Here is a 26,688-nt window from a genome sequence, read left to right as displayed (position 1 = left end):
TCGAACTCGACGCCGCCGGCCCACTCGCCGTCCGACTTCACGCGCAGGTCGTTGCCGTTGCGCTCGACCCACTGGTTCGCGGTGCCCAGGTTGCTGCCGCCGGTCAGCTTGTAGCTGACGACGGTGGCGTTGGCGGGAACCTTGTAGTTGAACGAGATGGTGTTCAGGAGCTTGTTGTAGGCGGCTACGGCCTTGATCGGCGCCGGGTCGAAGGTGACCTTGAAGGTGTGGAACGGCGCGACCTTGGCCGGGGCCGTGGTGGTGAAGTTGCGGCTGTACTCGACCGGTATCCACTCACCGGAGAGCCGGGTCTGGCAGACGTACGGAAGGGTGCTGGTCGTCGTGACCGCGGGCGCCCCGGTCGCGGCGGCGGTACCGGGTGCGGCCATCATCGCGGTCAGGGCGAGACCCAGCGAACCGACTGCTCCGCCCGTCAGCTTCCACTTGCGCTGCACTGAAGTTCCTCTCTCTCACGTGTCCGGCGAGGATCGGCTCCCGCCTGTGCCGCGACTCTTCGCCATCCGGATGGAGATTCGTTGGAACGAACGTCGAGTTCCGGACACGGGTGCTCGAACCGAGCGGTCGGTCACGAGTTCCCCGGTGATCACAATTCACCGTGAGCAGAGCGTCATGTGCTGGTCAACGTGCTTGGCACCCGGCCGGGCATGGTCGAGCCTGGGCCTTTCGCTTCTCCCGGAACGGACCGGCCATGACGACAGCACCGCGACGAGTTCTGATTCTGGGCGGTACGGGATTCCTCGGCAGCCGCCTGCGCACCGCCTTCGACGCGTCGGGCTTCGAGGTCACCACGGCCTCGCGGACCGGCGGAACGGTCCGCGTCGACCTGGCCGCGACGACCCCGGGCGAACTGACGGCACTGCTGGGCGACGTACGCCCCGATCTGGTGGTGAACGCCGCCGGACGGATCTGGGACGCGACGGAACAGGACCTGCTGGGCACCAACGCCCTCGCCGTCGAGGCGCTGGTCGAGGCCCTGACGGACGCGCCGGGCCGGCCCCGGCTGATCCAACTGGGCACCATCCACGAGTACGGGCCCGGCACCATCGGATCCGGCATCGCGGAGAGACAGGAGCCGGCCCCCGTCACCCCGTACGGGAGGTCGAAGCTGCGCGGCTCGCAGGCCGTGCAACGGGCCGTCGGCGCGGGCAGGCTGGACGCCGTCGTCCTGCGCGTCGGCAACGTGTACGGGCCGGGCACGGGGCGCGGCAGCCTGCTGGGGTCGGTGGGCGCCCGGCTCGCCGAAGCCCTGCGGGCGGGTTCCCCACGGCTGGAGCTGCGGCTGGCGCCGCTGCGCGCGCGCCGTGACTACGTCGACGTGCGCGACGTCTGTGACGCCGTGCTGGCTGCGGCCGCCACGCCCCCCGGGCCCCCGGACACCACGATCAACGTGGGACGCGGGGTCGCCGTGTCGGTACGTGGCCTCGTGGACCGCCTCGCGGCCCTCAGCGGGCTGGACGTGCGCATCGTCGAGGAGCGGGCGGCCGGCGCCGGACGGACGGACGTGGAGTGGCAGCAGTCGGACATCTCGCGGGCGCACCGGGTGCTGGGGTGGTACCCCCGCCGCAGTCCGGAGGAATCGCTGCGGGACCTGCTCCGCGCCGAATTGGCCTCCCGGCCCGGACTGAGCCACGCCCGTTGAGGAGGGGTACGGTCCGGGACCCTTTCGAGCGGAGCTCCAGATCCGTACCGGAGCATCCGGTCATGAAAATTCTCTTCATAGGCGGAAACGGCGCCGGCACCATCTTCCCCAACATCCCGCTGGCCCAGGCCGTCCGCAACGCGGGCCACGAAGTGATCATGACGGGGCCCGAGGTCACGATGCCCGCCATCGTCAACTCGGGTATCCCGGCCGTTTCCGTCACGCGCCGGACGATCCAGGACTGCCGGCACGACCGCCGGGGCAACCTCGTCCCGACGCCGGCGGACGGCCCGGAGCGCAACATCGCGATCGGCCGCATGTTCGGTCGCCTGGCGGCGAGTTCGCTGCCAGGCCTGATCGATCTCGTGGACCGCTGGCGGCCCGATCTGATCGTCTCCAACGTCCTGACCTACGCGGGCCCCCTCGCGGCCCACCACGCGGGCGTGCCCTGGGTGCGGTTCGCCATCGACATCGGCGAACCGCTCTCCGTCGACCTCGGCGCGCAGTCCGAACTCGCCCCGGAGCTGGAGGCGCTCGGACTCCAGGCGCCGCCCGCGCCGGACTTCTCCATCAGCGTCCTGCCGCCGAGCCTGCGCCCCCTCACCGCGCCCCCGGCGCTGTCGCTGCGTCACATCGCGTACAGCACACAGCTACCGCTGGAGCCGTGGATGTACGGCAAGGGGAGACGTCCGCGCGTGCTGGTCAGCGCGGGCAGCCGGGTCACGCCGGACGACCACTTCGAGCCGTTGCGCGGCCTGGTGGAGAAGGTCGGCTCGCTGGACGTGGAACTGCTGGTGGCGACCCCGGAGGACGTGGCCCGCAAGCTGGAGCCGGCCCTCCCCGCCGGCAGCCGCGCCGGGTGGCTCCCGGTGGACGTCCTCGCCCCGACCTGCGACCTGGTGGTCCACCACGGGGGCGGGAACACGACCCTGAGCTGCCTGGCGAACGGCGTCCCCCAGGTGTTCGTGCCCAGCATGCCGGGCCTGGAGGAGCACGGGGCGCGGATCTCCGCGTACGGGGCGGGCCGGTTGATCCTGCCGGAGGACGACACGACCGAGAACGTCTCCGGCGCCGTCAAGGAGCTGCTCACCGATCCGTCGTACCGGGAGGCGGCCGGGCGGCTGCGGGACGAGGCTCGGCGGATGCCGTCCGCGGCCGAGGTCGTCCGGGAGCTGGAGCGTTCGGTGCACGTCCACCGGGCTGCCGCTGCCGCCGCCGGTTCGGTCTGACTCCCCGGAGTCGGCGCCCCGACGGGAAACCGCCGTGGAGCCGGGGGCGGGCAGCGGGCCCGAGCGGGCCGGAACGTCACGAGGGGGACGTTCCGGCCCGCCGTCGCGTCAGGCGGCGCCGCCCACTTCGGCGCGGACTTCGCGGGCCGCTTCCACCAGATGTTCCAGGGAGGCGCGGGTCTCGGCCCAACCGCGGGTCTTCAGGCCGCAGTCGGGGTTGACCCAGAGCCGCTCGGCCGGGATGGCTTCGAGGCCCTTGCGCAGCAGGGCCGCGGCCTCGGCGGCCGAGGGGATGCGCGGCGAGTGGATGTCCCACACGCCCGGTCCGGCCTCCCGCGGGTAGCCGTGCTCGGCAAGCTCGGTAGCGACCTGCATGTGGGAGCGGGCGGCCTCCAGGCTGATGACGTCGGCGTCGAGGTCGTCGATGGCCTGGACGATGTCACCGAACTCCGCGTAGCACATGTGGGTGTGGATCTGGGTCTCCGGCCGCACGCCCGAGGTCGTGAGGCGGAACGACTCGGTGGCCCACGCCAGGTAGTCCGCGTGCCCGTCGGCACGCAGGGGGAGGGTTTCGCGCAGGGCGGGCTCGTCGACCTGGATGACGGAAGTCCCGGCCGCTTCGAGGTCATTGACCTCGTCGCGCAGGGCGAGTCCGACCTGGCGGGCGGTCTCCCCCAGCGGCTGGTCGTCGCGGACGAAGGACCAGGCGAGCATGGTGACGGGCCCGGTGAGCATGCCCTTGACGGGCTTGGTGGTCTGCTCCTGGGCGTACGCCGTCCAGCGGACGGTCATCGGTTCGGGGCGGGAGATGTCGCCGGCGAGGACCGGCGGTCGGACGTAACGGGTGCCGTACGACTGCACCCAGCCGTGCTGGGTGGCGAGGTAGCCCGTCAGCTGCTCGGCGAAGTACTGGACCATGTCGTTGCGTTCGGGCTCGCCGTGCACCAGGACGTCGATGCCCGTCTTCTCCTGGAAGGAGAGGACCTCGCGGATCTCGCCCTTGATGCGCTCCTCGTACCCGGCGGTGTCGATCCGGCCGGCCCGCAGGTCGGCGCGGGCCACCCGCAGCTCGTCCGTCTGCGGGAAGGAACCGATGGTCGTCGTCGGCAGCAGCGGCAGCGCCAGGTGGGCCCGCTGGGCGGCGGCTCGATCGGCGTACGGCTGGGCGCGGCGACCGTCCGCGGCGGTGATCGCCCCGGTACGTGCCCGGACCGCGGGGTCGCGGGTGATCGGGGACGTGGCCCGGGAGGCCAGGTCGGCGCGGTTCGCCGCGAGTTCGGCGGTGATCGCCCCGGCGCCCTGCGCGAGGCCGCGGGCCAGCGTGGCGATCTCGGCGGTCTTCTGCCGGGCGAAGGCCAGCCAGCGCCGGACCTGCGGGTCGATGTCCCGCTCGACGGCTGCGTCCAGCGGGACGTGCAGCAGCGAGCAGGACGCGGAGACGTCGACCCGGTCGGCGAGGCCGAGGAGGGTCCCGAGGGTGGCCAGCGACTTCTGGTGGTCGTTGATCCATACGTTGCGGCCGTTGACCACGCCCGCGACCAGCCGCTTGCCGGGCAGGCCTCCGACCGCGGCCAGGTCGGCGAGGTTGGCGGCGGCGCGGTCGGTGAAGTCGAGGGCGAGGCCCTCCACGGGAGCCTTCGCCAGGACGGGCAGGGCCTCGCCGAGGCGGTCGAAGTACGAGGCGACGAGCAGCTTGGGGCGCTCGGTGAGCGCGCCCAGCTCCCGGTAGGTGCGGGCGGCCACGTTGAGTTCGGCGGGGGTGCGGTCCTGGACCAGGGCCGGTTCGTCGAGCTGCACCCAGTCGGCGCCGGCCGCCTTGAGGTCGGCGAGGACGCGGGCGTAGACGGGGAGCAGCCGGTCCAGGAGGGTGAGGGGCTCGAAATCGTCGGCGACGCCGGGGGCGGGCTTGGCGAGGAGCAGGTAGGTGACCGGGCCGACGAGGACCGGTCGGGCGGTGTGGCCGAGGGCTCGGGCCTCGCCGAACTCGGTGACCTGCTTGGTGGAGTCGGCCGTGAAGACGGTGTCGGGGCCGAGTTCGGGGACCAGGTAGTGGTAGTTGGTGTCGAACCACTTGGTCATTTCCAGCGGCGCCACGTCCTGGGTGCCGCGCGCCATGGCGAAGTATCCGTCGAGCGGGTCCGCCGTGACGGCGGACCGGTGGCGGGCGGGGACCGCGCCGACCATGACGCTGGTGTCGAGGACGTGGTCGTAGTACGAGAAGTCGCCGGTCGGTACCTCGGTGATGCCGTCGGCGGTCAGTTGCCGCCAGGCGTCCGCGCGCAGGGCGCGGGCGGTGTCACGGAGGGCTTCGGCGGTGACGCGGCCCTTCCAGTAGCCCTCGACGGCCTTCTTCAGTTCGCGGTTCTGGCCCTGGCGGGGGTAGCCGTACACGGTGGCCCGTACTGCCGGGGTCGCGGACTCGGTGGTCACGGAACTCTCCTTCGCGAGTGTGTCTCCATGGCCCGGTGACGGGACGGGGACGCGAAGGGTGCCGGGACGGGCGGGTCGTCGGGAACGCGTACGACCGGTACGCGAACGGGAACGGTCCGTCCGAAGTGCACGCCGACCCGCCCACGAGGTCACCGGGAAGCCGTGCGCGGTCGATCGCGCACGGGCAACGGGCAGGTCTTCGGACTCGCGGGCGTGCCGGCCACTCGGGCCGGCTCCTACTGGCCGTCGCTTCCCAGACCCTGACGGGTCCAGTGCGTATGACGGCGGTCGTTCCCACTCACCGCTGCGGGGCAGTCCCGGATTCCCACCGGGTTCCCTCTTACGACGCCTCCCGCCTGGCGGACGGGGGCGAACCAGCTGCGGGAGCCACACTAGGCCGACTCGCTGGAGGAACGGTCCAAAAGTCCGCATGGTGGACGGGTTGGTGAGATGCGGAGCGGGTGCGCCGGCAGCCACGGCCGCCGTCGGCCTTGCCGTTGACGGCGCGGCAACGGCGGTGACTGCGCTGGCGCCGGCGCCGGGTTCACACGGCGTTCCCCCAGGTGAAAGCCCTCGACGCTACCCGAGTGATCAAGGAGTCGCCAGTCGGGCGGGTGAGGGGGCCGGTCGTGGGCGCCGTTGAGACGGACGCCACCTTGACGCCCCGGGCCGGACCGTGTTGCACTCCGGCTGAAAGCACGCAGCACCAGGGGAAGCCGGTCGAAATCCGGCACTGACCCGCAACCGTAGGCCCGGCACCCACCGGGCGAGTCGGAACACCTGGCGCGCAGTCATGTACACGAGAACGCCGTCGCGGACTACGGCGTGGCCGTCAGCACTTCCCCCACGGCGCGGCCGTGCACGGGGGTGCCCCGCCACGCGACCGGCCGTCCGGCAGGGACGAGAGGCCGGCGGTGGCGACCGAACAGCTGGAGAAGCGGCACCCGCACAGCGGGCGGCGGCCGTTGCCCCCGACCACCGCCACGCTCCAGCCCCCGGCGCGCGAGTGGCCTTCCTCACGCCCCCGGCTCCGCGGTCCCCTTCACGGCCCCCGTCGAGCGCCGCGCGCAGCGCGACCGTCGACCCACTGACCGGGCTACGGCCGACGTAGCACGAAGACCACCCGTTCCTTCCGCGGTGAGAGGACCCACCCATGCCCCGCAACCACCCGAAGACCCTGCTCGCCACACTCGCCGTTGCCCTGCTCGCATCCGGCTGCGGGGGCGGCGCCGCGCCCTCCGCCGGCCCGTCGTCATCGGCCGGGCCCGTGAAGGGCTTTCCGATCACGGTGGACAACTGCGGGGTCAAGTCCACCTACCGGCGTCCGCCGCAGCGGGCCGTCTCGCTGAACCAGCACGCCACCGAGGTCATGTTGGCGCTCGGCCTGGAGAAGTCGATGGTCGGCACGGGCTACCTCGACGACCGGATCCTCCCCGAGTACCAGGGCGCCTACGACAGCGTGAAGGTCCTGTCGAAGGAGTACCCGTCCTTCGAGGTCCTGCTGCAGGCCGAACCGGACCTCGTCTACGGAGGGTGGTCCTCGACCTTCGACGAGAAGGAGGGCCGCAGCCGCGCCGCCTTCACCAAGGCCGGGATCAACACGCACCTCAACAGCGAGGAGTGCCCCACCGGCCCCGTCGACGTGGCCGCGATGGACGCGGAGATCCGCACCGTCGCGAAGATCTTCGGTGTGCCCGAGCGTGCCGAACAGCAGGTGACGAAGATGCACGGCGTCCTCGACCGCGTCGAGTCGCAACTCGCGGGCGTCCCGCCGGTCAAGCTCTTCGTGTACGACAGCGGTGACAAGACGGCGTTCACCGCGGGCGGCAAGGGCATCGGCAACGAGATGATGCGGCGGGCCGGCGGAACCAACCTCTTCGCCGACCTGGACAAGGCCTTCGGCGACGTGTCCTTCGAGCAGGTGGCGCAGCGCGCGCCCGAGGCCATCGTCATCTACGACTACGGTGACCAGTCCGTCGAGGACAAGAAGAAGTTCCTGCTCGCCCATCCGGCGTTGAAGGACGTGCCCGCGATCAAGGACCAGAGGTTCGCGGTGTTGCCGCTGTCGTCCACCGTGCTCGGTGTGCGGATGCCGTCGGCCGTGGAGTCGCTGGCGCGTCAGCTCCACCCGAACCACGTCAAGTGACCGGGGTGAAGGCCGCGTCGGCCGGGGAGGCCGGCGTCCGTCCGGCGTCCCCGGCCGGTCCCGGGCGGCGGCCCGGGTTGCCCTATCCGCTCGTGCTGACGTTCCTGGGTGTCCTGGTGGCGGGGGCCGCGACGGCCGGGATCGCGGCCGGCTCGATCAGCGTGCCCGCCGACGAGGTGTGGAGCATCCTCCTGCACCGGCTGCACCCGGCCCTCGCCGAGCCGACCTGGACGCCGGTGCGCGAGACGATCGTCGTCGACGTCCGGCTGCCCCGGGTGCTGCTGGCCGCGGTGGTGGGCGCGGGACTGTCGGTGGCCGGCATGGCGCTGCAGGCACTGGTCCGCAACCCGCTGGCCGACCCGATGCTGCTGGGGGTGTCCTCGGGGGCGTCGGTCGGGGCGGTCCTCGTACTCGTCCTGAACCTGGGCCTGTTCGGTCTGTTCACGCTGCCGATCGCGGCGTTCTGCGGTGCGCTTGCCGCCCTGCTCGCCGTCTACTTCCTGGCCCGCTCCGGCGGCAGGATGACGACGGTACGACTGGTCCTGGCGGGCGTGGCCACGGCCGAGGTGCTGTCGGCCGTGGCGAGCTTCCTGGTCGTCACCTCGAACGATCCGCACAAGACGCAGTCCGCGCTGCGCTGGATGCTCGGCGGGCTGGCCGGCACCACCTGGACGACGGTGTGGATCCCGGTCGGCGCGGTCCTGATCGGCACGGCCGTCCTCCTCGGCGTCTGCCGTCCCCTCAACCTCCTGCTGGCCGGGGAGGAGGCCGCCGCGGCCCTCGGGCTGGACGTCCACCGCTTCCGCGGCGCCCTGTTCACGCTGGTGGCGCTGATGATCGGCACGATCGTCGCGGTCAGCGGACAGATCGGCTTCGTCGGGCTGATCATGCCGCACGTGGTCCGGCTGCTGGTGGGGGCCGACCACCGTCGGGCGCTGCCCGCCGCCGCGCTCCTGGGAGCGGCGTTCCTGATCGCCGCGGACCTGGCCGCCCGGACGCTCATGAGCCCGGAGGAGATCCCGGTCGGCATCCTCACCGCCCTGGTCGGCGGTCCCTTCTTCCTCTGGCTGATGCGACGGAAGGCGGCCCGGTGACGGATCCGTTGAACGGGACGACAGGAACGACAGGAACGACGGGGGCGACGGGGGCGACGGGGGCGCCCTGTTCGCTCGAGGCCCAGGGCGTCAGCGTGGTCGTGGACGGTCGGGTCCTGGTCGACCGGGTGTCCCTGCGGGCGGCGCCCGGCGAGGTGGTGGGCCTGGTCGGCCCCAACGGGGCGGGCAAGTCGACGCTGTTGCGCACCTTCTACCGGGCGCTGCGGCCCACGTCGGGTCGGGTGCTCCTCGACGGCGACGACGTGTGGCGGATGTCCGGCAAGCGGCTCGCGCAGCGGCTCGCGGCCGTCCTGCAGGAGACGTCGGGGGATTTCGAGCTGACGGTGTACGACGTGGTGGCCATGGGCCGCACGCCGCACAAGCGGGCCTTCTCGGGTGACGACGCGACCGACCGCGACGTCATCACCCGGTCGCTGGAGGAACTCCACGTGGGCGCGCTGGCGCACGCTCCGTTCGACCGGCTGTCGGGCGGGGAGAAGCAGCGGGTGCTGATCGCCCGCGCGCTCGCCCAGTGCACGGGGACGATGGTCCTGGACGAGCCGACGAACCACCTGGACCTGCGGCACCAGCTCGACGCGCTGCGGCTCGTCCGGCGCCTCGGGGTCACCGCGGTCGTCGCGCTGCACGACCTGAACCTCGCCGCCGCCTTCTGCGACCGGATCTGTGTCATGGCGGGCGGCCGCGTCATCGTGACGGGCACGCCACGGGAGGTGCTGACCGCGGAACTCCTGTCCGACGTGTACGAGGTGGAGGCCGAGGTCATGGAGCACCCGCGCACCGGGGTGCCCGTCATCAGCGTGCTGCCGGGCCTCGACCGCCCGCCGGTCTGACCCGCACGAAGGACCCCGTACCACCTGCCGACGGCGCCGCCTTGCGCGTGTGGACGTCCGCGTCGGCCTCCTGGATGGGAGGCGGCGCCGTCGGAGAGGGGACTCCCCCGCCGCGCAGCCGGTGCACGACCCCCTCCGCACAGCCGCACCCGGACGTGCTTCCCCGCGCCGTTCACGTCAAGGGGTTCACAGGTGCCGGAAGTGGGCATTCCGGCCTCTCCGTTCGATCGCCGTGGGCTCCGCAATGGATCACCAGAGTTAGATAAGGCTAACCTAAGTGCACGTTCGCACTTGAGGAGCTCTCGCACCCCCATGACTCAATCGGCCCTGCCGGTGGCCACGTCCGCGCCCCGCCCCCCGAGGACCAAGTTCTCGCGCGGTTCGGTCGTGTTGGTCGCCGCCGGCGTGATCCTGGCGGCGGTGACCGTCGCGAGCGTCGGCCTCGGCGCCCGCGACATCTCCGCCCTGGAGATCGTGAAGATCCTGCTGCACCCCGGCGCCGCCGGCTACGACCACGACGTCCTGTGGACCGAACGCATCCCGCGCACCCTGCTGGGACTCCTGGTGGGAGCCGCGCTCGGCGCCTCCGGTCTCGTCATGCAGGCGCTGACGCTGAACCCGCTCGCCGATCCGGGAATCCTCGGCATCCAGCAGGGCGCCGCGCTCTTCGTGGTGGTGGGCATCCTCTTCCTCGACGTGTCGGACGCGAGCGGCTTCTTCTGGCTGGCCCTGGCGGGCTCTGCGTTCACCGCGGTCCTCGTGTACTTGATCGGCACCCGTACCAACACGGGGAGTTCGACCCTCGGGCTGGTCCTGGCCGGTGTCGCCACCGCCGCCGTGCTCGCCTCGATCGTCACCCTGCTGGTCGTCCGTGACGAGGCCGTCTACTCCTCTCTGCGGTTCTGGTCGGTGGGACAGCTCACCGGCCGCGCCCAGGTCCTGGACGAGATAGCCCCGTTCGCGCTGGTCGGGCTGCTGCTGGCGCTGCCGCTCGGTCGGACGCTCAACGTGCTGGGACTCGGCGAGGAGACGGCGCGGGGGCTCGGGGTGCGCGTCGAGCGTGCCCAGCTGGCGAGCGCCGCCGTCGCCGTGACGCTGTGCGCCGCAGCCACCGCCGCCGTCGGACCCGTGGCCTTCGTCGGCCTCGTCGCCGCGCACGTCGCCCGGCTGCTGGTCGGCAGCGACCACCGCTGGTCGCTGCCGTTGGCCCTGCTCTGCGGCGCGGTGCTGGTCGTCGGCGCGGACACGGCCGGCCGGCTCGTGCTCGAACACGGAGAAGTGCAGGTGTCGGTCATGACCGCGATCGTGGGCACCCCCTACTTCGTCTGGCTGGCCCGGCGCCGAGGGGCGGTGCGGGCATGACCGCCACGGACCCGACCCCGACCACCGGGAAGGCCGCCGTCGCCGTGACGGCCCGTCCCGCGAACGCGGCGACCACCGCGCACGCCGCGGCCCTCACCGCCGACACCACAGCCGACACCATCGCCGCCACCGCCGCCCGGCTGCGCGCCGCCCGGAGCGCGGGGACCCGCCGCGCGACGGTCGTCGTCGCCGTGCTCGTCGCCCTCGCGCTCGGTCTGATCGTCGCCTCGGTACTGCTCGGCGGGCTGCGCGGGATCCCCGGCGGGGACGTGCTGCCCGCCGCGTTCGGGATGCGCACCGGCCTCGCCGACTACGTCATCCACCGCATCAGGCTCCCGAGGGCACTGGCCGCGCTGCTGGCCGGGGCGCTGTTCGGACTCTCCGGCGCCCTCTACCAGCGGCTCATCCGCAACCCCCTCGCCACCCCCGACATCGTGGGGATCTCCTCCGGCGCGGGCGCGGGCGCCGTCACCGTCCTGCTGTTCGCCCCGGCCCTGCCGTACGGGGTGGAGGGCGCCGCCATCGGCGGATCGTTCCTGCTGGTCGGCGCCATCCTGCTGCTCAGCCGGCGCGGCGGCCGGGTGGACACCAACCGGCTCGTCCTGATCGGCATCGCCCTGTCCGCGGTGTGCGCCGCGTACGTCAACTACCTCTTCTCCTCCGCCGGTCAGCACAGCATCGCCCAGGTCACCCGCTGGCTCGTCGGGAGCGTCTCGGGCGCCGAGTGGTCCGGGGTGGGCGTCCTGGCCGTGGCGCTCCTCGGCGCCGGGGCGTGCGTGCTGCCCCTGAACCGCGCGCTCGGCGCGCTGTCGCTGGGGGACCAACTGGCGCACGGGCTCGGCTCCCGGGTGCGCGCCGCCCGGACCGCCACCCTGCTCGTCGGCGCGGCGGCCGCGGCCCTCGCCACGGGCGTCACCGGGCCGATCGGGTTCGTCTCGCTGATCAGCGGGCCGATCGCGGTCCGGCTGGTCGGCGCCGAACGGACGCTGCTGGTGGCGCCCGCGGTCGGCGCGGTCATCGTGCTGGGTGCGGACGTACTCGCCCAGCACGGGCCGCTGATCAGCCCGGTGCCCACCGGGGTCCTGACGGCGCTGATCGGCGCCCCCTACTTCGTCCGACTGCTGCTGCGGCGGCAAGGAGCACGCTCATGAACGACCTCGCGGCCCCCGGCCCCTCCTCCCTCGACCTCGCCGAACCGGCGGTCCCCGCACCCGGGCTGGAGGCACGGGCGATCAGTGCCGGCTACGACCGGCGGCACGTCATCGAGGAACTGTCGCTGACGATCGAGCCGGGCCGCATCACGGCCCTGGTCGGCCCGAACGCGTGCGGCAAGTCCACCCTGCTGAAGTCGATGGCCCGGCTGTTGCCCGTGGCCGCCGGCTCCGTCCTGCTCGACGGCCGGGACATCCACGCCCTGCCGACGCGGGAGGTGGCCCGCCGGCTCGGCATCCTGCCGCAGTCGCCGATCGCCCCCGAGGGGATCACCGTCGCCGACCTGGTCTGGCGGGGGCGCCACCCGCACCAGCGGTTCGGGCAGCGCCGTACCGCCGCCGAGGACGAGGTCATCGCCCGGGCGCTGGCCGCCACCGGTACGGCTGAGCTCGTCGACCGTCCGGTGGACGAACTGTCCGGCGGGCAGCGCCAGCGGGTGTGGATCGCCCTCGCGCTGGCGCAGGAGACTCCGCTGCTACTGCTCGACGAACCGACCACCTACCTGGACATCGCTCACCAGATCGAGGTCATGGACCTGCTCGCGGACCTCAACGAGCAGTCCGGAAAGACCATCGTCCTGGTTTCCCACGACCTCAACCAGGCCGCCCTGTACGCCTCGACCATCGTCGCCATGCGCGACGGCCGGATCGTGCGGCAGGGCAGCCCCGGGGAGGTCCTCACCGAGCAGACCGTCGCCGACGTGTTCGGCCTCGACTGCCTGGTCGTTCCCCATCCCCGCTCCGACCGGCCCCAGATCTTCCCCCTGGGCCGTCACACCACCTCGTAAACGGAGAACATCCCGATGCACAGCAAGAACACCAGACTCCGTACCCTCGGCGCGTTCGTGGCCACCGCCGCCTGCGTCGGCCTGCTCTCCGGCTGCGGCGAGGGCTCCACCAAGGACGAGGGCAAGCCCGCGGCGTCCGGTTCCGCCGACGCCGGCGCGAAGGCCTTCGCGCCCGTCACCCTGAAGAACGCCTGGGGCAACACCGAGGTCAAGAAGAAGCCCGTCAAGGTCGCCACCGTCTCGGACGGCGACACCGCGATCGCGCTCGCCCTCGGCCTCGTCCCCGTCATCACCCCGGACGTGGAGGACGGCTCGAAGGTCGCCGAGTACAAGCAGGCGGCGATCACCAAGCTCGGCGCGACCAAGCTGAAGACGTACGACGACACCGACGGCACCGCCTACGAGGCCATCGCCGCCGAGGCGCCGGACATCATCCTCGGCATGAACACCTGGGAGATGGACAAGGACTACGCGAAGCTGTCCCCCATCGCCCCGGTCGTCACCTTCACCGACAAGGCCCAGGCCGACACCCTCACCTGGCAGGAGCGCCTGAAGACGGCGGCGAAGGCCCTGGGCATGGAGGACAAGGCCAACGAGGTGATCGCCGCGAACGACAGGACCACGAACGACGCCGCCGCCGCGCACCCCGAGTTCAAGGGGAAGACGTACACCTACACGGTGGTCCACCCGGAGCAGATCAGCTTCATGTCGTACGAGGCCCAGGACCCGGGCGTCTTCGAGCGCCTCGGCTTCACGAAGACGGACAAGGCCAAGAACTACGGCCCCGACAAGAACGGCGTGAGCCTGGAGAACCTCGACCAGCTCGACGCCGACGTGCTGCTGGTGACCTACCCGTTCGGTGACCGCGGCGTCATCAGCCCGAAGGAGCTGGAGGGCAACAAGCTCTTCCAGTCGCTGAACTCCGTGAAGAACAAGCACTTCGCCGTCGTCCCGTCGGACAACACCCTCGCCTCGGCGATCGCCTACCCCGACCCGCTGAGCGCGCCGTGGGTCACGCAGCAGCTGACGCCGCTGCTCGCCAAGGCCGTCGCCGGCCAGTAGTCGGCCCGTGCGTCACGGCGGCCCCCGCACCCCCGCGGCGCGGGGGCGCCGCCCGGACCCACCCCAGGCGCCCGGGGCTCCCCGCCCCCGTGCGCACCGCACTCCGCGTGCCTTCCCGAACCCCTGAGGAGCCCTGCCGATGTCCAGCCGCAATCCCCGTCCGGTCGTCACCTTCCCCATCGTGCTGCGCGAGCTCACCGTGCTCCGCGTCCGGGACGTCACGCCGGGCATGCGGCGCCTGACCCTGGGCGGCCCTCAATTGGGCGCGTTCGTCAAGGACGGGCTGGACCTGCCGGCGCTGCGCTCCGAGGGCTTCGACGACCACGTGAAGTTCTTCTTCGCCGAGGACGGCGCGGACCTTCCCGTGCTGCCCGGCCAGAACGTGTCCAGCCTGGACTGGCCCGAGGCCCGTCCACTGACCAAGGACTACACACCCGTCCGGTTCGACCCGGAGGCCGGGGAGATCGACTTCGACTTCGTGAACCACGAGGGCGGCGTGGCCTCCTCGTGGGCGCAGGGCGCCAAGCCCGGTGACGTCACCTGGATCGCCGGGCCCAAGATGTCGCACGGTCACCCCGTGGGCGCCGATTGGCTGCTGGTGATCGGCGACGAGACGGCCCTGCCCGCCATCGCACGGTGGCTGGAGGAGATGCCGGCCGGGACGGTGGCCCGCGTGTTCATCGAGGTCGGCGAGGAGAGCCACCGCCAGGAGCTGCCGACGCGGGCCGACGCCGAGGTCACCTGGCTGGTGCGCGACGGCGCCCCGGCAGGTCGTACGGACCTCCTGGAGCGGGCGGTCCGCGGCATGGAGTGGCTGCCGGGCGAGGTGTTCGCCTGGGCCGCGGGCGAGGCCGTGACCCTCAAGGGCATTCGGCGTCACCTCGCGGCGGACCGTCAGGTGCCGCGCGAGCGGACGCACATCACCGGCTACTGGCGCCGTACCGAGCCCGCCCCGGGGCGGGCTCCGGCCGAGGCGGCCGAGGTGGAGGAGGAGCAGGACCCGCACGACCGGCTGCACGAGCTCACCGACCTCGCGCCCGGTCTGGCCATCCGGGCCGCGGTCACCCTGGGGCTGGTGGACCTCGTCCACCAGGGCGTGCGGACGGCCCCGGGGCTGGCTGCCCGTACCGGGGCCGCGCCGCGCACCCTCGGTGCGCTGCTGACCTACCTCGTCGCGCTCGACGTCTTCGCGGCGGACGAGTCGGCCGAGGGCGGGGACGCCGCGGGCGGGGTGACCCGGTACCGCCTCACGCCGGTCGGCGAGGAACTCGTGGAGGACGACCACTCCTTGGAGGAGTACGACCTGCGCGGCGCGCAGGCGGCGCTGGACCTGTCCCTGGCGGGTCTCGCGGAGAGCCTGTGGACGGGCCGGGCGGGCTACCGGACGCTGTCGGGGCTGCCGCTGGCCGAGGCGATGGCCTCGGACGAGCGGCTGGCCGGATCGGCGCGGGCGGCCGTCGAGGACGAGGCCCTGTGGATCGCGCCGGGCGTCGTGGGAGGGTACGACTGGGCGTCGGCGGCCTCGCTGACGGCCGGTGGCCACGGCGCCGGCGCCGTCGTCAACTCGCTGGTCCGGGCCTTCCCCGGGCTGAAGGTGACGGTCGCCGCGCAGCCCTCGGCCCTGCGGGTGCTCGGTGAGCGGGTGCTGGATCCCGACGTGCTGCCCCGGGTGGAGCTGTTGGGCACGACCGGCCCGGTACCGCCCGGCGACGAGACGGTCCTGCTGTGCCGGCTGCTCGACCTGCTGCCGGACGCGGACGCGGCCCTCGTCCTGCGCGAGAGCGGCGCCGCGCTGCCCGCCGGAGGAACGCTGCTGCTGGTGGAGCAGGTCGCGACCGCGGACGCCGACGACGTCGAGGCCGCCCTGCACCACCTGCGCCTGGCCTCGGCGTTCGGCTCGGCCGTGCGGTCGCAGGAGGAGATCACGGAGCTGGCGGAGGGCGCGGGCCTGCGCGTCCGCGACTGCCGCGACATCGGCTGGGACCACCGGCTGTGGGTCCTCGCGCCCACGGCGGACGAAATCTAGAAGTGCCGTTCCGGGTTCCGCGAGGGCGCGGAACCCGGGGCGGGGACCTGAAGGGGGCAGGAAGACATGCAGGATCGCAGCACACCGCCCGACCGGCGCGGGCATGGCGGGCCCGTCGCGCCGCCCGGCCACCGCGCCGTTGACGTTCCCGTGGGGGTGTAGGCGATGCACGGGGATCGGAGCGTGGAACCCGAGCCGCAGGACTGGGCGGGGGACCTCGTCGACTGGCTGGAGGGCCACGACCAGGCGGACGGACGGCTGCGGGCGGCGCTGCCCGAGATGTCGAGCCACCGGTGGGACATCGCGAGCAGGATGGCGGAGGCGCTGAAGGCCTCGGCGCAGGGCCTGTCCGTCGAAGCGGCCGCCGCGGCGGCCGGGTTGACCGACCGGATGCTGGGCGAGTGGCTGGAAAGGGACCCCGCCTTCGCGCACGCCATGAGCGCCGCCCGGGCCCTGGCGGCCTCGCGCGGCCTGCACGCGGGACACGGCCCCACACCGGCCATGATCCACCTGGTCCTGCGGACCATCCGTGAGGGTGCTCCCTGGCCGTACGCGGCCAAGCTCGCGGGTTTCTCCGTACGCGGGTTCAACCGGCTGCGCCAGGAGGCGCCGGCCGTCGGCGCCCTGGTGGAGGCGGCCCAACGGGCCCGACCGAAGCTCCGCGGCGCCACCGCCAGGCGTTCCCGCGGGGCCGGACCCGCACCGAGTTCCACCCGGGGCAAGCCCTCGGCCGGATACCGTCTGGTCCACCTCGACGACCCGCTGCTGTCGCCGCGCCTCGTGGGACACCCGGCGGCGGGTCACGACCGGCCGTCGGACCGGTCCCCCAACCCCCGTCACGACGACCGGGGCCGGGGCGTCGGGCACGAGCCGCCGTAGGCCCGCCCGACATCCGCCCGACCCCGGGAAACGGTTGCCCCGCACCGGGGAGCCGCTCTCCGCCCCGCCTCCCGCGCGGCGGGCTCCGTACGCGCCGTCCGGCGTCGACGGTCCCGTCCCGGGCGGCAGTCCACCGTGCGGTGGACGGCCGCTCCCCCGTACGCCCTCTCCCCGACGGGCAGCACCCGCGCCCGGGCCGCAGGGTCTCCTCCGCATGCCCGGATTCGCTCCGGCCGGCACCGAGCCGATGCCCTGGACCAGCCAATTCAAGCCGGTTCAGGCCGACTTGACACTCCACACCCGATAAGTCAGCTTAGGTACGCCTTGCCCCGATAAACCGGGCAGGTCAGAGGAAGGATGGGCATGTCCGCATCACATGCGAAGCCCGGACCCGGAACCGACGAACCCCCCGCACGCCACCGGGCCGGCGCCGGCGCCACCGCCCGTACCGGACCGTCGCATTCGTCGGCCCGGGCGGCGGACCCCACCGCGTCCCCCCGGAGCTGAACCGTGTCCGCGACCACCGCCACCGCCCCCGTCGGCCCCGCGCCCGAGGAACTGACGGCCGCCCAGGCCCACGTACTCGCCGCGCAGAGCGCGAACCCCTCGTACGCCGGCCATCACGTGGGCCAGTACATCGAACTCGTCGGCCCGCTCGACGCCGCCGCCCTGGAGGAGGCCCTCGGTCTCACCCTGGACGAGGCGCCCTGGCTGCGGTTCCGCCTCACCCTCGACGACGGCCGCTACGGTCAGTCCCCCGTGGCCCTGCGACCGGCCGGGCGGAGCCTGCCTCGGCTGGACACCTCGGAGGCCGCGGACCCGATCGCCGCCGCCCTGGACCTCGTACGCGAACGGCTCGCCTGCCCGCCGCGGCTGGACCTGCTGCTCGACCCGCCCGCGCCGGAGAACACCCCCGACCTGTTCGGCGCGGCGCTCGTCACCCTCGGTACCGAACACCACCTGCTGGTGCAGTACTTCCACCAACTGGCCGTCGACGGCTACGGGGTGTCCCTGCTCAGCCGCCGCGTCAGCGAGCACTACACCGCCCTCGTGACGGGTTCGCGCCCGCCCGCCTCACCCTTCGCCCCGGTGTCCGTACTGGCCCGCGCGGAGCGCGCCTACCTCGGCTCCGCCGCCTACGCCACCGACCTGGAGGCCTGGTCCCGCCGTCACCCCGCACCGCCGGTGCCGGTACGACCCACCGGGCGCGAGGCCGCCCCGTCCGACACGACCGTGCGCGCCACCGTCCTCCTGGGCCCCGCGGAGAGCGCCGCCGTGACCGCCACGGCACGGCTCGCCGGGGGCACCTGGGGCGAGGCCGTGCTCGCCGCGTGCGCCGCCCACCTCGCGCCGTACGCCGACGGCGGGGAGACCCCGATGGCGCTGTACACGACGGCCCGTACGGCGCCCGGCACCCTGCGGGTCCCCGGTGCCGCCGTGAACATCCTTCCGGCCCGGCTGACCGCGGGCCCCCACGACACCTTCCGGGACCTGCTCCGGCAGGCCTCAGCCGAGCTGGACTTCCTGCGTCGCCACCAGCGGGTGCGGGGCGAGGTCCTCGCCCGGCACATCTGGCCCGGCCTGTCCGGCCGACGCGTTCCGGGTCTCCTGGTCAACCTGCGGCCGTTCGAGAGCGAGCTGGACTTCGGCGGGACGACGGGGCACGTGGTCAGCCTGGCCTCCGGCCCCGTGGACGACCTCTCGGTCGCCGCGTCATGCCGTCCGGACGGGCGCCTGCGGCTGGACGTCGACGGCAACCCCGCCCTGTACGACGCCGGTTCGCTGGACGAACACGCCCGGGGCTTCGCCGCGATGCTGACCGCCCTCGGTCGCGACCCCGACCGCCCCGCCCGGCCCGCCGCGCCCTCGACCGCGGGGTCCGCACCGGTCCCGGCGCGGCGCCCGACGCCCCCCACCGACGGCGAGGCGGGCCCGTTGGCCCTGCTGCCGTCCGCGCACCGGCTGCGCGCGACCGACGGCCCGGTGGACTGCGCGCACGAGGCCGTGCTGCTGAGCGTTCCGGCCGGGCTGGGGACGGCGCCGTTGCGCCGCGCCCTGGCCGGGCTGGCCCGGCGGCACCCGGCGCTGCGCCTGGCCCTGCACCGCTCGAACGGCATCTGGAGCCAGGAGGTCAGGCCCGCCTCGGCGGCGCCCGCCTGCACCGAGGCCGACACCCTGCGGCGGGTGCCCGTCGCCGGGGTGCCGGCAGGTGAGCGCGACCGCCTGGTCGAGGCCGCCCTCCACAGGGCCGCCGAGGAACTGGATCCGGGTCGCGCCCGGGTGCTGCGGGCCGTCTGGTTCGACGCGGGACCGCGGGAGCCCGGGCTGCTGCTGCTCGTGGCGCACCTGCTGTCGGTGGACGGCGTCGGCTGGCAGACGCTGACCGACGAACTCCCTTTGCTCCACGGGGAGTCCCCCACCGCGCCGCCCGGCCCGGCCGGGGGGCTCTCGGTCTGGGCCGCTCGGCTCGGCGCGGAGGCGGGGTCGGGCTCCCGGATCGCGGAGCTCACGCACTGGGCGCAGCTGACGAGGAGCCCCGCGGGCCGGAGTTGGCCGGCGGGCGGTCCGGGCCACCGAGTGGTCACCCGGCTGGAACTGCCCACTCCGGTGGAGCGGTCCGACGGGGCGCCGCACGCCTTCGACGTGCTGTTGCTGGCCGCCCTGGCCCGCACGGCGCACTCCCGGCCGAGGCTGCACGACGGGAGCGGGCTGGTGGTGGAGCTGGAGTTGCCGCGGCCCGCCCACGCGCCGCGCACGGCCGGGCGCCTGAGCACCGTCCACACCGTACGACTGCCGCTGCCGCCGGGTCCGGCCTCGGGGGCGGAGGCGTACGACCGTACGGTCCTGACGCTCGGGGCGGTTCCCGGCCTGGGGCGCGGGCTGGAGCAGCTGCGGCACCTGAACACGCAGACCGCGGCGCTCCTGGCCGGTCTGCCCCGGCGCGGGGTGCACTACCAGCGCCGTGCCGCGCTGCGCCCGTCGGCCGGTGACGGCCGCTGGGCCCCGGCGGACGGGGCCCTGTGGCCCGCTACGTACGCGGCGGACCCCTCCGGTGGCGGGCTCCCGCTGTCGGGGCCGTTGCGGCTCGTCGTCCAGTCGGCGGCCGGAGGCGATGGGCAGAGCCTGCTCACCCTGCACTGGCACTGGTCCGACGCCCTGTTCAGCGCGGCGGAGGCGCGCGCGCTGAGCGAGGAGGCCACCGCCACCGCGCGGGAGTCGGCCCGTTCGGAACGCGCCGGCACGTACCCGGAGCCCGGCTTCGCGGCCACCTTCCACGAGACCACCCCCACGACCGACGGCGCACCCGGCGCCGCCACCCACCTTTAGGAGAGACCCATGGCCACGACCAATCCCTTCGAGGACGACGACGCCCGCTACTTCGTGCTCGTCAACGCCGAGAACCAGCATTCGCTCTGGCCCGCCTTCGCCGAGGTTCCGGCTGGTTGGACCGTCGCGCACGGCGAGGACACCCGGCAGGGCTGTGCGCGGTACACGGACGAGAACTGGACGGACATGCGCCCCGCGAGCCTGATCGCGCAGGGCTGATGACCCCGTCGGGGCGTCGCCCGGCCGGTACGGGCCGGGGCCGGGGAAGGTTTCCCGGGCCCCGGCCCTCGGGTGCGGGTCAGAGGCTCAGCCTCAGCACCCGCGACCCGCGCGCGGGGTCGAGCCGCGCGGCCCAGCCGGGCGGCGCTCCGGCGGCCGCCACGGGCCGGAACCCGTACCGGACGAAGAGCCGGGCGGATCCGGTGGTGGCGGTGAACAGCGCACGCCTGCCCTCGCCGCGCGCCCGCGCGCAGGCGGCGAACAGCAACGCGGCGCCGATGCCCCGGCCCTGGCCGGCGACGGCGACGCAGAAGTTGTAGAGGACGGCGGTGCCGGGCTCCGCTCCCCGGAGGGCGACGCACCCCCGGACGGAGCCTTCGACATCGCCCTCCACCAGCAGGAACCGGCCCGCGTGCGCCCGGTAGTGCTCCGGGGGCCGGGACCGGAGCGCACCGGATCGGACGAAGGGCGCGGACAGCGCGTGCAGTGCGGGCGCGTCCCCGGTCCGGCCGGTGCGCACCTGCGGCGACGTGGGGGCCGGGCCCGGGCGTCCGGGCTGGTCCACCGTTACAGAGATCATAAAACTTAGGTTAGCCTTACCTAAGTCGCCACATCAAATGCTCTGCATCGCAGCGCATATGGCGCCGGTACCGCCGTTTTCGCCGCGCTTATCGCCGCCCGCCCACCCGACGGCGCGCGCCACCTCCCACCGGCCGGCGAACGCCCCGTCCGGCCACCGAACAGGAGAACCCCATGCATCCGACCCCCGCTCCCGAAACCTTCGCCCTCGACCGGCTCGTCCGCGACGTGGCCGACGTGCTGTACGCCGAGCCCGCCGAGGTCCTCGTGGACGAGAGCCTCCTCGACCAGGGCCTCGACTCCATCCGGCTGATGACGCTCGTCGAGCGCTGGCGCGCCGAGGGCGCCCGGATCAGCTTCGTCGACCTCGCCGAGCGCCCGACGCTCCGAGCCTGGGCCGAAATCCTGTCCCCCGCCGTCTGAACCGGCCCGCCCTCCCACCCCCGGAGCCACCTGTGCCCCTGCGTGACCTCGTCATCGACATCGAACCACTGCGCACCAGCCCCGACTTCCGGGCGATCTTCATCGCCCGCGTGGTCTCGCTGTTCGGCCTGGGCATGGCGACGGTCGCGCTGTCCGCCCAGGTGTACGGACTGACCCGGTCCACCTTCGACGTGGCCGTGGTCAGCATGATCATGAGCATCACCGTGCTGCTCGGATCCCTGTGGGGCGGCGTCATGGCCGACCGCAACGACCGTCGGACGCTCATCGTCCGCGCCCGCGGCGCCGCGGCCCTCGCCTTCGCCGGACTCGCCGTCAACGCGATGCTCGACGACCCGTCCCAGTGGGCGATCTACCTGTGCGTCGCCTGGGACGGCCTCGCCACCGGAGTCAGCTTCACCGCCCTGATGGCCGTGGCCCCCACCCTGGTGCGACCGGACCAACTCCCCGCCGCCGGCGCGCTGATATCCCTGACCGGGGAGATCGGCTCCATCACGGCGCCGTTCCTCGGCGGTGTGCTGCTCGCCCTGAGCGGCCCCGCGCCCGTCTTCGCGTTCGCCGCCGTGACCACCGCGCTCACCGCCTTCCTCATCTCCCGTATCCGCCCGCTGCCGCCCGTCGCCGAGGACCCCGACGCGGACGACGACGAGAACGCGGACTCCGGCTCCCTCCTCGTCGCCTTCCGGCACGCCTGGCACAACCGCGTGGTCGGCGGCCTGGTGCTGCTCGGCGGTGTCACCGCCCTGTTCAACGTGCCCGTGGTCCTGTTCCCCGAGATGGTGGACCGCCAGTTCAACGGCGGCGAGGTCATGCTGGGCCTGCTGTACTCCGCGCCGGCGGTCGGCGCCGTCGCGGTCTCGGCGACCAGCGGATGGCTCACCCGCACCGCACGCCCCGGACGGCTGCTGCTGCTCGCGGCGTTCGTCGGCGGCCTGGCCACCATCGGATTCGCCCTCAGCGGCAACGTCTACCTGGCCTGCGCGGCACTCGCCGTCGGCGGCGCCTGCGGCACCGTCTACGAGATCCTCGAGTACGCGCTGGTCCAGCACAGCACTCCGGACCGGCTGCGCGGACGCATCGTCAGCGTGATCACCACCCAGGGCACCACCGGGGACATCATCGGCGACGTCGAGGTCGCGGCGGTCGCGCGCTGGTTCAGCCCGGCCGGCGCGGCCCTGTTGAACGGCGCCGTCTGCGCCGTGGCGGCCGTCGCCGTCGCCATCGCCGTACCCGGACTGCGCCGCGCCACCCTGCCCCGCGAGGAGGCGGACGAGCCGGTCGGGGAAGGCCCGCTGGGCGAGGCCGCCGACACCGCGAAGTTCGGTCCCACCAAAAGCGTCTGATCGACCGTCACACGACTGTCCGCCGCCCGTCTGACAGTCGTTCCCCCTCCCCCTCCCTCTCCCCCTCCCCCGGTCCCCGGGAGGGGGACTCCGCGCCGCGCCCCGCCCGCGCCCCGTCATGGGCCGTCGACCGCCACGGCCCTCCCCTCGCCTCTCCCCGCAGCTGCCTGAATCTGGAGCACGATCCCATGAGCGACCGCCCTTCCCAGCGTCTCCCCCTCACCGGGGCACAGGCCGGTGTCTGGTACGGCCAGCGGCTCGACCCCGCGTCCCCGGTCTACAACGTGGGCCAGTACGTCGAGATCGACGGTCCGCTCGACCCCGGCGTGTTCGTCTCGGCGCTGCGGCGGACGGTCTCCGAGTGCGAGGCGCTGACCGCGCGCTTCTCGGAGGACCAGGCCGGCGAGCCGTACCAGGAGACCTGGTCCGGCCCGGCCTCCGGGCCGCTGGTGGCGGTGCTCGACCACACCGGCGAGGAGGATCCGGTGGGGGCGGCGGTCGAGGCGATGCGCCGTGACATGGCACGACCGCTCGACCTGACCGTCGACACCCTGTCCCTGTTCACCCTGCACCGGGTCGGCCCCGAGCGGGTCCTGTGGTACCAGCGGGCCCACCACATCACCCTGGACGCGTTCGCGTTCTCCCTGCTCTCCCGGCGCACCGCCGAGGTCTACTCGGCCCTGCTGAGCGGCGAGGAGCCGCCGGCCCGCTCGTTCGGCACGCTCGCCTCGGTCGTGGAGGCCGAGCGGGAGTACCGGACCTCCGAGGCCTTCGCGGCGGACCGCGCGTACTGGCTGGAGCGCCTCGCCGACTGCCCCGAACCGGAGCCGCTGAGCGGCACCGCCGTGGCCGCCGCGCACGGCTTCCTGCGCGACGGAGCCACCCTCGGCGCCGCCGAGACCACCGGCCTGCTGGCCATCGCCCGTGCGGCCAAGGCCAGTTGGGCCGACGTCGTGACGGCGGCCTTCGCCGCCTTCGTGCACCGCTCCACCGGCAGCCGCGACGTGCTGCTGTCCGTGCCGGCGATGGCCCGGCTCGGGTCGGCCGCGCTGAAGGTACCGGCGATGGTGGTGAACGTGCTGCCCCTGCGGGTGCCCGTGCGTCCCGCGACCCCCATCGGCGAGCTGGTCCGCGAGGTGGCATCCGCCACGACCGGCCTGCGCCGCCACCAGCGCTACCGCGCCGAGGACATCCGCCGCGACCTCGGACTCTCCGGGCGGGCCCAGGGCCTCCTCGGGCCGATGGTCAACATCAAGGCCTTCGACACCGCCCTGGACTTCGCGGGCTCCCCCGGCACGGTGCACAACATCGCCGCCGGTCCGGTGGACGACGTCACCCTCGGGGTCTACCACGACAGCGCCCGGGGCCGGATCCGGTTCGAGTTCGACGGCAACCCGGACGCCTACGACGCGGCCTCGCTCGGCGCCCGCTGCGCCGAGTTCGCGCACTTCCTGCGGGAGCTGGCCGCCGCCGGACCGCAGGCTCCCGTGGGCCGGCCGGACCTGCTGGCGCCCGCCGCCCTGGAGGCCGCCGTACGCGCGGACGACGACACGGCCCGCGAGCTGCCCGCCGGTACCCTCGTCGACCTGTTCGAGGAGGCGGCGCGGCTCCACCCCGAGGTGACGGCCGTGATCGCCGGCAAGAAGTCCCTCGACTACGCGGCCCTGGCCGAACGCTCCGACCGGCTCGCCCGGGTGCTCGCCGGACACGGCGTGGGCCCGGAGGCCGTCGTCGGCATCGCCCTCGCGCGGGGCGAGGACCTGGTCGTGGCGCTGCTCGGGGTGCTCAAGGCGGGCGGGGCCTACCTCCCGCTGGACCTGGACTACCCGGCCGAGCGGCTCTCGTTCATGGTCGAGGACGCCCGTCCGGTGTGCGTGCTGACGACGCTGGCGCTCGCGCCGCTCGTCCCGCAGGTCGCCGGGGTGCCCGTCGTGGTCCTGGACTCCCCCGACACCCTGTCGGCGCTCGCCGACGCGGGTGACACCGATGCCGGATCCGCCGTCGATGAAACGTTCCCGCGGCCGGTCCGGCCGGCCCTCCACCACCCGGCGTACGTCATCTACACCTCGGGTTCCACCGGCCGCCCCAAGGGGGTGGTGATCCCGCACTCCGCGCTCGCCAACTTCCTGCGCATGCAGTGCGAGGAGCTGGCGCTCGCTCCCGGGGACCGGCTCGTCGCGGTGACCACCGTCTCCTTCGACATCCACGTGTTGGAGATCCACACCCCGCTGCTCCGCGGCGCCACCGTGGTCCTCGCCGACCGCGACACCGTACGCGACCCCGCGGCCCTGGCCGCCCTCGTCGACGAGCACCGCCCGGCCGTCATGCAGGCCACGCCCTCGCTGTGGCACGCGCTGCTGGAGGACGGCCGACCGGCCACGCTGGCCGGGACCCGGGTCCTCGTCGGCGGCGAGGCCCTCCCCGCGGCCCTCGCCGAGCGGCTGGCCCGGAGCGCGGCGTCGGTGACCAACGTGTACGGCCCGACGGAGGCGACCGTTTGGGCCACCTCCGGCGTCCTCGCGCCCGACCACACGGGCGTCCCCGACATCGGCACCCCGTTCTGGAACACCCGCGCCCGTGTCCTGGACGGTGCGCTGCGCCCGGTGGCCCCCGGCCGGCCCGGTGAGCTGTACCTGGCCGGCGACCAGTTGGCCCGCGGCTACCTGGGCCGCCCCGCCCTGACGTCCGAGCGGTTCGTCGCCGACCCGTTCGGCGGGCCGGGCGAGCGCATGTACCGGACCGGGGACCTGGTCCGGCGCCGGGCCGACGGCCGGATCGAGTTCCTGGGTCGGGCCGACGACCAGATCAAGCTGCGCGGCTTCCGCATCGAACTCGGCGAGGTCGAGGCCGTACTGACGGCCTGCGAGGGCGTCGGCCGGGCCGTCTGCCTGGTCCGCGAGGACCTGCCCGGCTTCCCCGCCCTGGTCGGCTACGTCACCCCTGCCGCCGTTGCCGCCACCGAACCGGCCCCCGCCGCGTTGCGCGAGGCCGCCGCTGGGGCGCTGCCCGAGTACATGGTGCCCTCGGCCGTCGTGGTCCTCGACGCGTTCCCGCTGACCGCCAACGGGAAGGTCGACCGGCGCGCCCTGCCCGCCCCCGACCTGGCGGGCCTGGTCTCCGCCGGTGGGCGCAGTCCGCGCGGTGCCCGCGAGGAGATCCTCGCCGGCATCTTCGCCGACGTCCTCGGTCTGCCCACCGTGGGACCCGACGACGACTTCTTCGTCCTGGGCGGGCACTCCCTGCCCGCCGCCCGGGTGATCGCCCGGACCCGGGCCGCGCTGGGCACCGACTGCGGGATCAGGGACGTGTTCGAGGCCCGGACCGTGGCCGCGCTGGCCGGCCTGCTGGCCGAGCGCGCCGCGGTGTCCCGGACGGCGCCGTCGGCCGGTGTCCGCCCCGACCCGTTGCCGCTGTCGTACGCCCAGCGGCGACTGTGGTTCCTGCACCAGGTGGAGGGCCCGAGCGCCACCTACAACATCCCCTTCGCCGTCCGCTTCGACGGCCCGCTCGACGCGGTCGCCCTGGACGCGGCGCTGGCCGACACCGTCGCCCGGCACGAGGCCCTGCGCACGGTCTTCGGGGAGCGCGACGGCGTCCCGTTCCAGCGGGTGCTGGACGCGGCCGCGGCCGGTGTGCGGCTGTCCGTCGACGAGGTCGACGGCGCGGCCGCGCTGGACGGGGCCGTCACCCGGGCCCTGACGCACCTGTTCGACATCGCGGCGGAGGCTCCGCTGCGGGTGACGCTGGTGCGCGACACCGGCGCGGGGACGGACGCCCTCGTCGTACTGCTGCACCACATCGCGAGCGACGAGTGGTCGATGGGGCCGTTCCTGCGCGATCTGGAACAGGCCTACGCCGCCCGACTGGCGGGCGCCGAGCCCGCGTTCGCCCCGCTGCCGGTGCAGTACGCCGACTACGCGCTGTGGCAGCGCGAGCTGCTCGGCGCCGCGGACCGGCCGGGCACCCTCGCCGCCGGGCAGGCCGCGTTCTGGCGCTCCGAACTGGCGGGCCTGCCCGCGGAGGCCGGCGGCCTGCCCGCGG

The 26,688-nt window shown here is 73.8% G+C and carries 18 protein-coding genes, 1 pseudogene and 2 riboswitches; of the genes and pseudogenes, 16 read left to right on the top strand and 3 right to left on the bottom strand.

Annotation, left to right across the window (positions count from 1 at the left end):
- Positions 1-455: pseudogene (locus tag NOD94_RS29575) on the bottom strand (hypothetical protein); the annotation flags it as partial.
- A gap of 254 nt (positions 456-709) precedes the next feature.
- Between NOD94_RS29575 and NOD94_RS29570 the strand changes: the two are divergent.
- Positions 710-1,660 (top strand): NAD(P)-dependent oxidoreductase, encoded by a 951-nt coding sequence (locus tag NOD94_RS29570; RefSeq protein ID WP_281209209.1) that lies wholly within the window; start codon positions 710-712, stop codon positions 1,658-1,660.
- Between the two features lie 62 nt (positions 1,661-1,722).
- A complete protein-coding gene (locus NOD94_RS29565; RefSeq protein ID WP_281209208.1) occupies positions 1,723-2,889 on the top strand; it encodes a nucleotide disphospho-sugar-binding domain-containing protein in 1,167 nt (388 codons plus the stop codon).
- Positions 2,890-2,997: 108 nt separating this feature from the next.
- On the opposite strand, the gene metE is transcribed toward NOD94_RS29565, so the two are convergent.
- Entirely contained in the window at positions 2,998-5,319 is a 2,322-nt protein-coding gene (gene metE / locus NOD94_RS29560) for a 5-methyltetrahydropteroyltriglutamate--homocysteine S-methyltransferase (protein ID WP_281209207.1), read from the bottom strand.
- A gap of 172 nt (positions 5,320-5,491) precedes the next feature.
- Positions 5,492-5,713, bottom strand: a riboswitch (cobalamin riboswitch).
- 271 nt (positions 5,714-5,984) lie between these two features.
- Positions 5,985-6,122, top strand: a riboswitch (cobalamin riboswitch).
- 350 nt (positions 6,123-6,472) lie between these two features.
- Between metE and NOD94_RS29555 the strand changes: the two genes are divergently transcribed.
- The 11 genes from NOD94_RS29555 to NOD94_RS29505 all read left to right on the top strand — a co-directional run bounded on the left by NOD94_RS29555 (position 6,473) and on the right by NOD94_RS29505 (position 20,284).
- Complete coding sequence (locus tag NOD94_RS29555; RefSeq protein ID WP_281209206.1) at positions 6,473-7,465, top strand: ABC transporter substrate-binding protein; 993 nt, start codon at positions 6,473-6,475, stop codon at positions 7,463-7,465.
- A 77-nt stretch (positions 7,466-7,542) separates the two neighbouring features.
- On the top strand, positions 7,543-8,559 hold the full coding sequence (locus tag NOD94_RS29550) for an iron ABC transporter permease (RefSeq protein WP_281209210.1): 1,017 nt from the start codon (positions 7,543-7,545) through the stop codon (positions 8,557-8,559).
- Between the two features lie 95 nt (positions 8,560-8,654).
- Positions 8,655-9,410, top strand: coding sequence for an ABC transporter ATP-binding protein (locus tag NOD94_RS29545; RefSeq protein ID WP_281209205.1), 756 nt, complete (start codon positions 8,655-8,657; stop codon positions 9,408-9,410).
- 312 nt (positions 9,411-9,722) lie between these two features.
- Entirely contained in the window at positions 9,723-10,772 is a 1,050-nt protein-coding gene (locus NOD94_RS29540) for an iron ABC transporter permease (RefSeq protein WP_281209204.1), read from the top strand.
- Complete coding sequence (locus NOD94_RS29535) at positions 10,769-11,923, top strand: iron ABC transporter permease (protein ID WP_281209203.1); 1,155 nt, start codon at positions 10,769-10,771, stop codon at positions 11,921-11,923. Before NOD94_RS29540 ends, NOD94_RS29535 begins: the two co-directional genes overlap by 4 nt.
- Positions 11,920-12,771: an ABC transporter ATP-binding protein gene (locus NOD94_RS29530; protein ID WP_281209202.1), complete on the top strand. Its 852-nt coding sequence runs from the start codon at positions 11,920-11,922 to the stop codon at positions 12,769-12,771. The genes NOD94_RS29535 and NOD94_RS29530 overlap by 4 nt, the downstream gene beginning before the upstream one ends.
- Positions 12,772-12,786: 15 nt before the next feature.
- A complete protein-coding gene (locus NOD94_RS29525) occupies positions 12,787-13,833 on the top strand; it encodes an ABC transporter substrate-binding protein (RefSeq protein ID WP_281209201.1) in 1,047 nt (348 codons plus the stop codon).
- 139 nt (positions 13,834-13,972) lie between these two features.
- Positions 13,973-15,859: a siderophore-interacting protein gene (locus tag NOD94_RS29520; RefSeq protein WP_281209200.1), complete on the top strand. Its 1,887-nt coding sequence runs from the start codon at positions 13,973-13,975 to the stop codon at positions 15,857-15,859.
- Between the two features lie 183 nt (positions 15,860-16,042).
- Positions 16,043-16,738, top strand: coding sequence for a hypothetical protein (locus tag NOD94_RS29515; protein ID WP_281209199.1), 696 nt, complete (start codon positions 16,043-16,045; stop codon positions 16,736-16,738).
- Positions 16,739-17,248: 510 nt separating this feature from the next.
- Positions 17,249-20,065, top strand: coding sequence for a condensation domain-containing protein (locus NOD94_RS29510; RefSeq protein ID WP_281209198.1), 2,817 nt, complete (start codon positions 17,249-17,251; stop codon positions 20,063-20,065).
- A gap of 9 nt (positions 20,066-20,074) precedes the next feature.
- Positions 20,075-20,284 (top strand): MbtH family protein, encoded by a 210-nt coding sequence (locus NOD94_RS29505; protein ID WP_281209197.1) that lies wholly within the window; start codon positions 20,075-20,077, stop codon positions 20,282-20,284.
- A 79-nt stretch (positions 20,285-20,363) separates the two neighbouring features.
- Here the strand turns inward: NOD94_RS29505 and NOD94_RS29500 are convergent, their stop codons facing one another.
- Positions 20,364-20,864 carry a GNAT family N-acetyltransferase gene (locus NOD94_RS29500; RefSeq protein WP_281209196.1) on the bottom strand — a complete coding sequence of 167 codons (501 nt, stop codon included), beginning with the start codon at positions 20,862-20,864 and terminating at the stop codon, positions 20,364-20,366.
- Positions 20,865-21,037: 173 nt separating this feature from the next.
- On the opposite strand from NOD94_RS29500, the gene NOD94_RS29495 reads away from it, so the two are divergent.
- From NOD94_RS29495 to NOD94_RS29485, 3 genes are all read left to right on the top strand, one after another.
- Positions 21,038-21,286, top strand: a complete 249-nt coding sequence (locus NOD94_RS29495) for a phosphopantetheine-binding protein (RefSeq protein ID WP_281209195.1) — start codon at positions 21,038-21,040, stop codon at positions 21,284-21,286.
- Positions 21,287-21,318: 32 nt separating this feature from the next.
- A complete protein-coding gene (gene entS / locus NOD94_RS29490; protein ID WP_281209194.1) occupies positions 21,319-22,647 on the top strand; it encodes an enterobactin transporter EntS in 1,329 nt (442 codons plus the stop codon).
- A 188-nt stretch (positions 22,648-22,835) separates the two neighbouring features.
- Positions 22,836-26,688 (top strand): amino acid adenylation domain-containing protein (locus NOD94_RS29485; protein ID WP_281209193.1); only part of this gene is annotated, 3,853 nt, incomplete at its 3' end.

Origin of the sequence: Streptomyces sp. Isolate_45, from assembly GCF_024721315.2 — a bacterium.
In the GTDB taxonomy this organism is placed as follows: Bacteria; Actinomycetota; Actinomycetes; order Streptomycetales; family Streptomycetaceae; genus Streptomyces.
This window is presented reverse-complemented; position numbering and strand designations above follow the sequence as displayed.